This is a genomic window from Bacteroides sp. (genome assembly GCF_052357945.1).
Taxonomy (GTDB): domain Bacteria; phylum Bacteroidota; class Bacteroidia; order Bacteroidales; family Bacteroidaceae; genus Bacteroides.
The window spans coordinates 171,311-184,345 of record NZ_DAWCXD010000001.1 but is presented as its reverse complement, the minus strand read 5'-3'; the positions used below and the strand labels follow the sequence as shown (position 1 = coordinate 184,345).

Here is a 13,035-nt window from a genome sequence, read left to right as displayed (position 1 = left end):
GAAATGAAGATATAGTTGTAAAGCTGAACAACTTTGAGTACGCAGGCGATGATTTGGAGAACTTCTTCATCCGCATTGCTGCACACAACAAGTTCTTTGGCAATGTTCCCTATCAGATGATAGTTTCTCTTATAACAGCCAACAAGAGTTCTGCGCCGTCCTCACACAACCTTATATATTAGCAGAACGTGAAGCTACAGAAGATGAAATTATTGTTTATATGGAAGCACTTGGTTTTGAAATGGACTACATAGATGAATTTCATAATAATGATTACGAAGTGTTTGACGCTGTCCCCAATAATGTACTTTATGGAATAGATGGAGATTTGTATTTTATTGATACACAAATTAGATTGAGAACTCAATCCTAACGAAAGATCTATTCGAGAACTAATATACAACTTCACTTGTTTATATAAAAGATACTAAACATTATACAACAATGCTACTCACATTCTTAAATACACTCGCCACTATCATCAGTGTCATCAGTCTACTGATTGTGACCTATGGTGTGCTCGTTGGTTTCGTTGCCTTCCTGCGCAATGAGATAAAACGGTTCAACGGAACTTATACCATTAATAATATCCGGCAGCTTAGAGCAGATTTCGGCAGTTACCTTTTGCTGGGACTGGAATTTCTAATCGCATCCGACATTCTGAAAACTGTAGTTGATCCTACTTTGGATGAGCTGGCAATCTTGGGCGGAGTTGTTGTAGTAAGAACTGTACTTTCCGTGTTTTTGAATAAAGAGATTAAAGAACTGGCAGAAGATGGTTCATCTAAGGAAATAAAGGAAATATAAGAAAGGTCAGCATTACTAACTTTCTCCAAAGCTGCGTGTTTTTATTACCGAATATTTCTATTTTTGACTACCTTTGCAAAAGAAAATACCTACATATATACTGCAAAGAATAGAAACACATCAGAAATATGGGAATAATACACCTGTCTATTGAACTTACACTCGATCTGATAGCTTTAATCATAGGTATCATTCTTATCATACGCGCCAAAGACAATTATCCGAAATTATATTGGGGAATCATAGCTACCAGTATCGGTATCATGTTTTCATGGGAAAATATCGGATGGCTGACAATTGTCACAGACACCCCGGAATACAACTTCACAGAGTTACTCAACATCGAGAAAATGCTCAAGTGGTATGCATTAGCCAATATCGTAGCCTTATTCCCTATTGCTTCTTTATCGCCAGGGTATCTGAACCATTTCAGAGTATTCACTTTCCTATTATTACCTATCATTACAATAACTGTAGGAATCAGTTATTTAGGTTTTAATGGGAATATTACTCCGATTAATTCCATAGGTGAAATCATTCCGAACATCGATCAGATGGACATAAAACTTAGAATATTTATATTCCTTCTATCTGTTTTTACCCCGCTCGCTCTTCTCATTTACCCTATGATGAATAACAAAACCTACCGCAGAATGAATAAAAACATGTATCTATTCATCGGTTTTCTATTCGTATTCTTAGGCATATATATCTTGTTCACTCTAAATATCAATGAATTTGTTTTCAACCTGTTCGGTATTATGGCAATCGTTTTTACGGTCCTATTCTCCATACAATACTTACGCTACGAAAACCCGTTTTCGGACCATATAGACATGGTTCATAATGCAGAGAATACGAAAGAACCGATAATGTCACAAATTGAAAAAAGATCCCAGCCTCTCCCACTTTTCTCAACAATTGAAACCTATCTTCAGGAACAACATCCCTATACCGATCAACGGTATAACATCGAACTTTTAGCCAAATCTTTGAATGAACAGGAACATACCATCTCAGCAGCAATCAAGAGTCAGGGTTTTACGGGCTTCCGGGAATACATCAATTATCTTCGGCTGGAATATTTCAGACAGTTAGCCGCCGAAAATCCAAAGAGTAACGTGAAAGAACTGATGTTCGCATGTGGTTTTACTTCCCGCGCCACTTTCTACCGGAACTTTTCAGAGAAGTATGGTGTATCACCCAGTAAATTCATTGATAATCAAAGAGTAGAACAATAGGCCCTCCTTTTAAGAAGCACTATTCTTAAAAATAAAAAGTGTCTCATTCTTGAAATGAGACACTTTTTATTTTTGCAGGTAAAACCAATCCGTTACTTTTGAAGCAAAATAAAACTACGACGTTAGCATCATCAATAAACTAATTATATACATAAGATAAACAGAATATGAATATTGATAATTGCAATCACATCAACGCTGAAAAAGATCAAGAAAAAAACATCTTCTTATATACTACAATAACCGTAAACTTACAACTAATCCATTTAGAACAGATTGGTTATTTCCGATATAACTCCAAAAGCAAACTATGGGAAGCTGTATTAAATAACAATCATATCTTAGCACTAAAAAGAAATACAAACTCACAAAAGATATTGAGTCTGCACCCCTATCTTATCCAGATTAACCAGTCATACATTATCAATATAGGCTATCTGACCTCGATTGAAGACAACAATTGCATATTGCTGCCTCCATTTAACGAGATGGAACTTTTACAAGTAAGCAAGTCTTTTATGAAGAAGCTAAAAGAAAAATATCCATGCATCTGATCGTATATAGACCTCTATGCAACTCCAAGCAGTTCCACTTCGAATATCAATGTCGAGTAAGCAGGAATAGAATCAAAAGATTTAATGCCATATCCCATTGCATAAGGTATATAGATAATCCATTTATCCCCAACGTGCATCTTCTGAAGTGCTACCTGCCACCCTTCTATTACATCACTAAGACGTAAGGCATCGGGACAAGTACGTTCATAAGAATTATCAAATACCCGGCCATCAATCAGACTTCCTTTGTAATGCACGGTAACAATACTCCGCGCACCCGGAGAAATCGTACCTTCACCAGTTTCCAAAACTTTGTAATAAATTCCACACGGCAATGCAAAAACACCTTCCTGAAATGACAGCTTTTTCAGAAATCGTCGATTGGCCTCTTTGTATTCTTTCTTTTTCCCCATAAATAAATTGATTAAGAACTTGCAAAAATAATCAGAATAACAAAGGATTTAGCATAAAAACTGTATATTTGTTTGTTGAACTATAAAAAAACTCATCGCTATGGGACTAACAAAGACTACACGTAGCATTAGTGCTACCGGACTACTCCTACTTATCATGATGACTGTGGGCCTATATTCATGCACACGTACTCAAAAAGACATCATTCCTTCTGCCGATTATGCACCGTATGTAAATGCGTATACGGGAGGAGTTATTTCACAGAATTCAACCATACGCATAGAGTTGACCCATGACCAACCCATGGTGGATCTGAACAGTGAGTTAAAAAACAATCCGTTCAGCTTTTCCCCTTCATTAAAAGGAAAAGCATATTGGGTAAGCAACAACACCATTGAGTTTGTGCCGGAAGAAGGAGCATTGAAACCGGGAACGCTCTACGAAGGAACTTTCCAACTGGGAGACTTCATCGAAGTGGACAAAAAACTAAAAGAGTTCAACTTCTCATTCCGTGTACAAGAACGTAACTTCACTTTGCTGTTGGAGTCGTTACCAATTACAGCTACCCAACCGGATGAAATAAATATTAAAGGAGAAATACGCTTCAGCGATGTAGTGAAAAAAGAGGAAGTGGAAAAGATGCTGACTGCCAGCGATGGCAAGAAGAGTTATCCGGTAGAAGTCACCGCGACAGACAACCTTACCCGATATCAGTTCAACATCAGACAAATACCCAGAGAAGCTGATGATTACCCATTGACCATTACAGCCAATGGTAACCCAGCCGGCATTGACCGTAAACAAAGCGAAGAAGTGCTGATACCGGCTAAAGATTGCTTCCGTTTTATGTCTGCCGAACGCATTGAACAACCGGAAAACGGAATTGAGATTGTTTTCTCCGCTCCTTTATCCACTACCCAGGATTTAAAAGGACTAATTGAGATTCCGGAAGTCTCTTCATCCGTCTTCCAAATCAGTGAAAACAGAGTCTTCATCTATTTTGAAGCAAACACACAGAACAAACTGACGTTGAATATCCATGAAGGAGTCAAGGACAGTCAAGGTAAAGCGCTGGGAACTTCTCATACGATCTCATTCAGTGAAGTAAGCCTGAAACCACAGGTAGAAATGTCTACCTCTGCCGCTATCCTGCCCGACTCGAAAAGTCTGATTATTCCTTTCAGAGCTGTCAATCTATATGCCGTGGATTTGAGTGTGATCCGCATCTTCGAGAATAATGTATTGATGTTTATGCAAACCAATTCGCTCGCCTCCGCCAATGAATTACGTCGCTCGGGAAGATTGGTATACAAGAAAACATTGTGGCTTGCCAAAGATGTGTCCAAAGACATTCATCATTGGGGAGATTACTCAATAGATCTTGCCGGATTGATCCATCAGGAACCGGGTGCGATATACCGGGTGATACTTTCATTCCGTCAGGAATACTCCGCTTATCCTTGTGGAGGAAGCGAGAATCAGGATATGAAATTCGCCGACAGTAACACATCCGATGGGTTGACTAAAGTAAGCGGAAGTGTCTTGTCCGAAGAAGATGAAGCCATCTGGAATACGCCCGAAGCTTACTATTATTACAACGGAGGAACAATGGACTGGAGCGTGTATCGATGGACGGAACGCGACAATCCTTGCCATCCATCTTATTATATGGATTCTGACCGTGCAGCTGCTTGCAATGTATTTGCTTCCAACCTGGGAATGATTGTAAAACGAAACTCACTGAACAAATTGTGGATTGCCGTAAGCAATATTCTGGACACCAAACCGATAGGGAAAGCACAAGTAACAGCATATAACTTCCAGTTACAGCCCATAGGAAAGGGAGAAACTAATGGAGATGGGTTCGTTGAAATCACTCCGAAGGGTGTACCTTTCATTATCGTAGCAGAATCGGAAAAGCAAAAGGCTTATGTCCGTGTCGTAGACGGTGAAGAACAGTCCGTCAGCAGATTCGACGTGGGAGGAAAAGATATTCAAAAGGGATTGAAAGGATTCATATATGGCGAAAGAGGAGTATGGCGACCGGGAGACACATTGCACATTTCCTTTATATTGGAGGACCGCGAAAAGAGAATCCCCGACAAGCATCCCGTAGCACTGGAAATATACAATCCGAGAGGACAGTTCTACACCAAAATGATTTCAACGCAAGGAATGAACGGATTTTACACATTCGACGTTCCGACACAGGCTACAGATCCAACCGGGCTCTGGAATGCATATATTAAAGTAGGAGGAACCACCTTCCACAAAGGTCTGCGTATCGAAACCATAAAGCCCAACCGCTTGAAAATAAACCTGGCATTGCCGAAGATTCTTCAAGCTACGGACAAGGATGTCTACGCCCCACTCACTTCAACCTGGCTGACAGGAGCCACTGCCTCCAAATTGAAAGCTAAAATAGAAATGTCTTTATCTAAAGTGAATACACAGTTTAAGAATTACGGACAATATATCTTCAATAATCCGGCCACGAATTTCACAACTATCAAAACTGATGTATTCGACGGTACACTGGATGCAGAAGGAAAAGTCAGCGTCACACTGAAAGTTCCGACCGCAACCGAAGCACCGGGTATGTTGAATGCAACTTTCACCACCCGTGTATTCGAACCGGGAGGAGATGCCAGCATCTATACCCAAACAATCCCGTTCTCGCCATTTACATCTTACGTCGGTATCAACTTGAACCAACCGAAAGGCAAATATATTGAAACGGACAAAGACCACGTATTCGATATTGTAACTGTAAACACGCAGGGACAGCTAGTGAACCGTACTAATCTGGAATACAAAATATACCGCATCGGCTGGAGCTGGTGGTGGGAGAACAGCGGTGAATCTTTTGGCACTTACATCAACAACAGTTCCATCACACCTGTTGCCAGCGGCAACTTACAGACAAGAGGCGGAAAAGCATCCTTCAAGTTCCGCGTCGATTATCCGTCATGGGGACGCTACCTGGTTTACGTAAAAGACAAAGAGAGCGGACATGCCACCGGAGGAACCGTTTATATAGACTGGCCGGAATGGCGCGGACGTTCGAGCAAAACAGATCCTAGCGGCATCAAGATGCTTGCTTTCTCTCTGAACAAAGATTCTTATGAAATTGGAGAAACAGCCACAGCCATCATTCCTGCGGCAGCGGGAGGACGTGCGCTGGTATCCATTGAAAACGGTTCGACAGTTTTGCGTCAGGAATGGATAGAAGTCTCCAACGGAGGAGATACGAAATATACATTCAAGATTACGCCGGAGATGACTCCGAACGTATATTTGCATATTAGTCTGCTACAGCCTCACGCGCAAACAGTCAACGACCTGCCTATCCGTATGTACGGCGTTGTTCCGGTATTTGTCACTAACAGTCAGACAGTATTGCAACCACAGATACAGATGCCGGAAGTGTTACGCCCGGAAACCAACTTCAACGTGACCGTCAGCGAAAAGAGCGGTAAACCGATGACTTATACATTGGCGATTGTAGACGACGGTTTATTGGATCTTACCAACTTCAAGACCCCGGACCCATGGAATGATTTCTATTCACGCGAAGCGCTTGGCATCCAGACATGGGATATGTATGATAATGTATTGGGAGCTTCTTCCGGAAGCTACAGTTCGCTTTTCAGCACAGGTGGAGACGCCACACTGAAACCTGCCGATGCTAAAGCAAACCGTTTTAAACCAGTAGTCAAGTTTATAGGTCCTTTCTATTTGGGAAAAGGAAAGAGCCAGACGCATACATTGAAACTTCCGATGTACGTAGGTTCGGTACGTGCCATGGTGGTTGCCGGACAGGACGGTGCTTATGGCAATGCGGAAAAGACTGCCTTCGTACGGACTCCATTGATGATGTTGTCTACTTTGCCCCGCGTGCTTAGTATTCAGGAAGAAATTACCGTTCCGGTCAATATCTTTGCGATGGAGAATCAAGTGAAGAATGTAACCGTATCCCTTCAGGCATCCGGTGGAGGAGTACAGATTGTAGGAGCTAACCAACAATCGCTCAAATTCACCCAACCGGGAGACCAGCTTGTTTTCTTTACCTTAAAAACAGGCAGCAAAACCGGAAAGGCTACGATCCACCTGACAGCAAATGGTGGCGGACAACAAACCAAAGAAACCATTGAAATAGACGTACGCAATCCGAATCCGATAGTTACCCTGCGCAACAGTCAATGGATAGAAGCCGGGCAAAGCAAAGAATTGTCATACAATCTAAGCAGTTCTTCTGCAAACAATCAGATCAAGCTGGAAGTATCCCGCATACCTTCGGTAGATATCAGCCGTCGGTTCGACTTCTTATACAATTATCAGCACCATTGCACGGAGCAGTTGACTTCCAAGGCTCTGCCTCTTCTGTTTGTCGCTCAATTCAAGACGATAGATAAGACGGAAGCCGAAAAGATAAAGACGAATGTACAGGAAGCTATCCGGCAGATTTATGGTCGTCAGCTCCCCAACGGCGGATTTGTATATTGGCCGGGGAATGCTGTTGCCGACGAATGGATCAGTTCTTATGCTGGAATGTTCCTGACGCTAGCACAGGAAAAAGGATATGCCGTTCATGCGAATGTACTGAACAAGTGGAAGCGCTTCCAACGTGCAGCCGCACAAAACTGGCGTATGCCACAGGGAGCAAGCGGTTGGCAGCAATGGCAGTCGGAATTGCAACAAGCCTTCCGTTTATATACCCTTGCATTGGCAGGAGTACCGGAATATGGAGCCATGAACCGAATGAAAGAACAGACCGGATTATCTATTCAGGCCAAATGGAGGCTGGCAGCCGCATACGCACTGACCGGAAAGATGAAACCGGCTGAAGAACTTGTGTATAATGTAGAAACAACAGTGAACCCCTACTCTTCCATGAATCAGATTTACGGTTCTTCCGATCGTGATGAAGCAATGATTTTGGAAACACTCATCCTGATGAACCGGGAACGGGATGCTTTGCAACAAGCGAAAGTCGTTTCTAAGAATCTGTCGCAAGAGGATTGGTTCAGTACACAGTCCACCGCTTTTGCTCTGATGGCAATGGGACGTCTGGCAGAAAAGCTGTCAGGCACACTGGATTTTGTGTGGTCATGGAACGATAAACAGCAACCGGCTGTAAAATCAGCCAAAGCTGTATTTGAAAAAGAGATCGCTACCACTCCAAAATCCGGCACTGTTTCTGTGAAGAATCAAGGAAAGGGAGCGCTTAGCGTAGACCTTATCACACGTACGCAGTTATTAAATGATACGTTACCGGCTATCAGCGATAACCTCCGCATGGATATAAGATATGCTAACCTGAACGGTACACCGCTCTCTGTCAATGACATCATACAGGGAACTGACTTTATGGCTATCACCTCAATATCCAATATCAGCGGTACTTCCGATTACACTAATCTGGCACTGACGCATATCATACCGTCCGGTTGGGAAATATACAATGAAAGAATGGTTGCTCCCGAAACGGAAAACGTAGCAGCCGACGGCTCCGGTCAATCAGTCAGCAAGTACAGCTATCAGGATATACGTGATGACAGGGTATTGACCTATTTCAATCTGCGCCGCGGTGAGACAAAGGTATTCACTGTCAGGTTACAAGCGACCTATGCTGGTAACTTTATTCTCCCTGCCGTTCAATGTGAAGCGATGTATGATGTAAACGTACAGGCACGAAGCAAAGCAGGAAGAACCATTGTCAGTCGATAATACTTGGCACGGATTACACGGATTTCACGGTTCTACTCGTTCACTTAAACCGCGTAATCCGTGTAATCCGTGCCTAATTATTTCACACCTTATTATTTCTTACTTAATTATTTGTCATAAAGATATGTCTCTTAGCTTTTAATATTTAAATGAATCCTATAAAATTCTTCAAACGATTATCTGTCACTAAAAAAGTAATGACTATAAGCATTACTCTTTTGATAATAGGATACATCTTTTGCCTTCCCCGGCAACTGTTTCATGTACCCTACTCTACCGTTGTGACTGATCGAAATGAAGAATTATTGGGAGCACGCATCGCCTCGGACGGTCAATGGCGGTTTCCTCCCCGAAAGACAACACCTGAAAAAATCAAGCAATGCCTCATTACCTTTGAAGACAAACACTTTTATCACCACTGGGGAGTTAATCCGTTAGCTACCGGAAGGGCACTCTATCAAAATTTAAAGAACAAACGTGTCGTAAGCGGAGGAAGTACCCTTACCATGCAAACCATTCGTCTCGCCCGGAACAAGCCCAGAACTCTCGGAGAGAAAGTCGTTGAAATGATATGGGCTACCCGTCTGGAATTTCGGACTTCCAAAGAGGAAATCTTATCCATGTATGTCTCTCATGCGCCATTCGGAGGAAATGTTGTAGGACTGGATGCCGCTGCCTGGCGTTACTTTGGTCATTCTGCCGAAGATTTATCATGGGCGGAATCGGCCATGCTGGCTGTCCTCCCCAATGCCCCTGCCATGATCCATCTATCCAAAGGACGAAAGACACTACTTTCCAAACGCAACCGTTTATTAAAGCAACTTCTTGAAGAAGAGATTATCGACGCGTCCACCTACGAATTAGCTGTCAGCGAACCGTTACCCGACGAGCCGCATCCGCTTCCTCAAATAGCTCCCCACCTAGTCAGTCGTTTCTATCAGGAAAGAAACGGGCTATATACCCGTTCAACCATAGACAGAGGAATACAAAGCCACATAGAGAGTTTGGCAGAACGGTGGAGCAACGAGTTTAATCGAAGTGATATCCGCAACCTGGCAATTCTGGTTATCGACATTCCCACCAATCAAGTAGTAGCATACTGCGGAAATGTACATTTCAACCGTAAACAAGGAGGAAGCCAGGTAGATGTGATCCAAGCTCCCAGAAGCACAGGCAGTATTTTAAAGCCCTTTCTCTACAATGCCATGCTACAGGAAGGAAGTTTATTGCCGAAAATGCTGTTACCGGATGTACCGGTTAATATCAACGGATTTACTCCTCAAAACTTCAGTATGCAGTTTGAAGGAGCTGTCCCCGCTTCCGAAGCCCTTGCACGTTCATTGAATATTCCGGCTGTAACCATGTTACAAAGATATGGAGTACCCAAGTTTCACCATTTGTTGCAACAGATGGGATTCAAGACTATCAATAGGGCAGCCTCTCATTATGGTTTGTCACTGATTTTAGGAGGTGCAGAAGCAACATTATGGGATGTAACGAATGCCTATGCGCAAATGGGACGAAGCCTTTCCAGCAACAGCCCCTCCCCGAACGTATCTCAAGGAAAGGAAGCACAGATACTACTGGAAACAGAAAATACAGAGCAAATAAACAATGATACGAAGCAAACAAGCCGTAATCATAAAAGCAATCATAACAAGCAGGAAAAACGAGAACAAAGTAACTTCAGTCCTCTCTCCGTAGAAGAGGATTCAGAAGAAACCACTTCGGCTAAAGCAGGAGCAGCCTGGCTCACCCTCTCCGCCTTAACAGAAGTCAACCGCCCCGAAGAGATTGACTGGAAATCAATTCCATCCATGCAGACTATCGCATGGAAAACCGGAACCAGCTACGGATTCCGTGATGCGTGGGCAGTGGGGGTGACTCCGCGCTATGCAGTAGGCGTATGGGTAGGCAATGCAACCGGAGAAGGAAAGCCCGGATTGGTTGGTGCACAAACAGCCGGTCCTGTATTATTCGATATATTCAGTTACCTCCCTTCTTCACCGTGGTTCGAACGTCCCACAGGCGTTTTCGTTGATGCAGAAATATGCCGTCAATCCGGTCATCTGAAAGGACGTTTCTGTGAAGAAACCGATACCGTACTGATCCTTCCCGTCGGATTACGGACGGAGGCTTGTCCTTACCATCATCTCGTCACACTATCCGCCGACGAAAGCCACCGCATCTATGAAAACTGTGCAAACACGGAACCTACCATTCAGAAATCATGGTTTGCCCTGCCGCCCGTATGGGAATGGTACTATAAACAGCATCATCCGGAATATAAACCGCTGCCACCTTTCAAAGCCGGCTGCGGAGAAGATTCTTTCCAACCCATGCAGTTCATCTACCCTCCGATGAACGCCCACATCAAGCTGCCCAAGCAATTGGACGGCAGCAAAGGCTTTATCACGGTGGAACTGGCACACAGCAATCCCAATGCCACTATCTTCTGGCATCTCGACGACACCTATCAGACACAGACACAGGATTTCCACAAAATTTCCCTGCAACCTGCTCCCGGCAAACATTCCCTGACGGCAGTAGACGGAGAAGGTAACACAGTTTCCACCACTTTCTTCATCGAATAAACATCTTATTTTATTATCTTTGCCGCATGAAACAGCCATTAAAAGAAAACGGTGGACTACCGGCATCTATCCTCTGGACACTTGCTATTGTGGCCGGTGTCTCGGTAGCCAACATCTATTATATTCAACCTCTATTAAATATGATACGCCATGAACTTGGCATATCAGAGTTCAGAACTAACCTGATTGCCATGGTCACGCAAATAGGCTATGCGGCAGGATTGTTGTTTATCACCCCTCTGGGAGATTTATATCAGCGTAAGAAAATCATCCTGGTCAACTTCACCGTTCTGATATTCTCTCTATTGACTATCGCCCTAACGCACTATTTTCATTTGATACTTATCGCTTCATTCCTCACGGGAGTTTGTTCGATGATTCCACAAATATTCATTCCGATAGCCGCCCAGTTCTCCCGTCCGGAAAATAAAGGCAGAAATGTAGGGATTGTCTTATCAGGACTATTGACCGGCATTCTGGCTTCACGTGTCGTCAGCGGATTTATCGGTGAACTGATTGGCTGGCGGGAAATGTATCACATCGCTGCAGGCATGATGTTTATCTGCGCAATCGTTGTATTAAAAGTCCTTCCTGACATTCAGACCAACTTTCAGGGAAAGTATAGCGGCCTGATGAAATCTCTGTTAGCCTTAGTGAAAGAATACCCGCAACTGCGCATTTATTCGATCCGGGCGGCACTGAATTTCGGTTCCCTCCTCGCCATGTGGTCCTGTCTGGCTTTTAAAATGGGACAAGCCCCGTTCTTCGCCAACAGCGACGTAATCGGTATGCTGGGACTTTGCGGAGTGGCCGGAGCATTGACTGCTTCTTTCGTTGGAAGATACGTAAAGCAAGTAGGTGTACGCCGCTTTAACTTTATCGGTTGCGGATTGATTCTCTTTGCCTGGTTACTGTTCTTCATCGGTGAAAACACTTTTATTGGTATCATTGCCGGAATCATCATCATTGACATAGGGATGCAATGTATCCAACTTAGCAACCAAACAAGTATCTTCGAACTAGACCCGCGCGCTTCGAACCGTATCAATACAGTTTTCATGACTACTTACTTTATTGGCGGTTCAATGGGAACATTTCTGGCGGGCAGCTTTTGGCAACTGTATGGTTGGCACGGAGTTATCGGTACCGGAGTCGTTTTAACCGGAATTTCTTTATTAATTACGACTTTCTACAAGAAGTGAGTCAACAAAACGGACGGTCAAACCGTTTATTACAATAAAAAAGCCAATGAAATACGGAGTTAACAGACAAATCTTACTTATCACAGCCGGCACCGTCTGGATTATAGCCGGTGCGAATATTCTGCGAATAGGAATTGTAACCTGGTTAAACACCTCCCAAGATTGGATGTTCAAAATAGGAGAAGCTACCGTCGTTTTCTTGTTATTCTTCGTTCTGGTGTTCAGAAGGCTTTATTATAAACATACCCAGCGAATCGAACAAAAGAAAGAACACAAAAATTGCCCGTTCTCCTTTTTCGATGTGAAAAGTTGGATTACAATGATCTTCATGATTTCTCTGGGAATTACCATACGTAGCTTCCATCTTCTGCCCGAAACGTTCATTTCTGTTTTCTATACCGGATTATCCATTGCCCTCATCCTGACAGGGGTACTTTTCATCCGTTACTGGTGGATAAGGCGTAAGACTTTCGCTAATTGAGCCGGTCTT

General features: G+C 43.3%; 8 protein-coding genes and 1 pseudogene. 8 read left to right on the top strand and 1 reads right to left on the bottom strand.

The window, feature by feature from the left end; genetic code table 11:
- From ACT8YW_RS00650 to ACT8YW_RS00635, 4 genes and pseudogenes are all read left to right on the top strand, one after another.
- Positions 1-373, top strand: a pseudogene (locus ACT8YW_RS00650) (hypothetical protein); the annotation flags it as partial.
- Between the two features lie 71 nt (positions 374-444).
- Positions 445-807, top strand: a complete 363-nt coding sequence (locus tag ACT8YW_RS00645; protein WP_061448521.1) for a DUF1622 domain-containing protein — start codon at positions 445-447, stop codon at positions 805-807.
- Between the two features lie 128 nt (positions 808-935).
- Complete coding sequence (locus tag ACT8YW_RS00640; RefSeq protein WP_342383163.1) at positions 936-2,048, top strand: AraC family transcriptional regulator; 1,113 nt, start codon at positions 936-938, stop codon at positions 2,046-2,048.
- 167 nt (positions 2,049-2,215) lie between these two features.
- Positions 2,216-2,602, top strand: coding sequence for a LytTR family transcriptional regulator DNA-binding domain-containing protein (locus tag ACT8YW_RS00635; protein WP_444103664.1), 387 nt, complete (start codon positions 2,216-2,218; stop codon positions 2,600-2,602).
- A 14-nt stretch (positions 2,603-2,616) separates the two neighbouring features.
- Here the strand turns inward: ACT8YW_RS00635 and ACT8YW_RS00630 are convergent, their stop codons facing one another.
- Positions 2,617-3,018, bottom strand: coding sequence for an FKBP-type peptidyl-prolyl cis-trans isomerase (locus ACT8YW_RS00630; protein WP_008021699.1), 402 nt, complete (start codon positions 3,016-3,018; stop codon positions 2,617-2,619).
- Between the two features lie 100 nt (positions 3,019-3,118).
- Between ACT8YW_RS00630 and ACT8YW_RS00625 the strand changes: the two genes are divergently transcribed.
- From ACT8YW_RS00625 to ACT8YW_RS00610, 4 genes are all read left to right on the top strand, one after another.
- Positions 3,119-8,749 carry an alpha-2-macroglobulin family protein gene (locus tag ACT8YW_RS00625; protein WP_444103663.1) on the top strand — a complete coding sequence of 1,877 codons (5,631 nt, stop codon included), beginning with the start codon at positions 3,119-3,121 and terminating at the stop codon, positions 8,747-8,749.
- A gap of 149 nt (positions 8,750-8,898) precedes the next feature.
- Positions 8,899-11,343 (top strand): penicillin-binding protein 1C, encoded by a 2,445-nt coding sequence (pbpC, locus tag ACT8YW_RS00620; RefSeq protein ID WP_444103662.1) that lies wholly within the window; start codon positions 8,899-8,901, stop codon positions 11,341-11,343.
- A 26-nt stretch (positions 11,344-11,369) separates the two neighbouring features.
- Complete coding sequence (locus ACT8YW_RS00615; RefSeq protein WP_004296951.1) at positions 11,370-12,545, top strand: MFS transporter; 1,176 nt, start codon at positions 11,370-11,372, stop codon at positions 12,543-12,545.
- A gap of 46 nt (positions 12,546-12,591) precedes the next feature.
- Positions 12,592-13,026: a hypothetical protein gene (locus tag ACT8YW_RS00610; RefSeq protein WP_004305936.1), complete on the top strand. Its 435-nt coding sequence runs from the start codon at positions 12,592-12,594 to the stop codon at positions 13,024-13,026.
- The last annotated feature ends 9 nt before the right edge of the window (positions 13,027-13,035 follow it).

Excerpts from the sequence above, each read along its gene's own strand:
- ACT8YW_RS00615 (WP_004296951.1), top strand. The coding sequence starts at position 11,370 with ATGAAACAGCCATTAAAAGAAAACGGTGGACTACCGGCATCTATCCTC.
- ACT8YW_RS00610 (WP_004305936.1), top strand. The coding sequence starts at position 12,592 with ATGAAATACGGAGTTAACAGACAAATCTTACTTATCACAGCCGGCACC.
- ACT8YW_RS00630 (WP_008021699.1), bottom strand. The coding sequence starts at position 3,018 with ATGGGGAAAAAGAAAGAATACAAAGAGGCCAATCGACGATTTCTGAAA.
- ACT8YW_RS00635 (WP_444103664.1), top strand. The coding sequence starts at position 2,216 with ATGAATATTGATAATTGCAATCACATCAACGCTGAAAAAGATCAAGAA.
- ACT8YW_RS00640 (WP_342383163.1), top strand. The coding sequence starts at position 936 with ATGGGAATAATACACCTGTCTATTGAACTTACACTCGATCTGATAGCT.
- ACT8YW_RS00625 (WP_444103663.1), top strand. The coding sequence starts at position 3,119 with ATGGGACTAACAAAGACTACACGTAGCATTAGTGCTACCGGACTACTC.
- pbpC (WP_444103662.1), top strand. The coding sequence starts at position 8,899 with ATGAATCCTATAAAATTCTTCAAACGATTATCTGTCACTAAAAAAGTA.
- ACT8YW_RS00645 (WP_061448521.1), top strand. The coding sequence starts at position 445 with ATGCTACTCACATTCTTAAATACACTCGCCACTATCATCAGTGTCATC.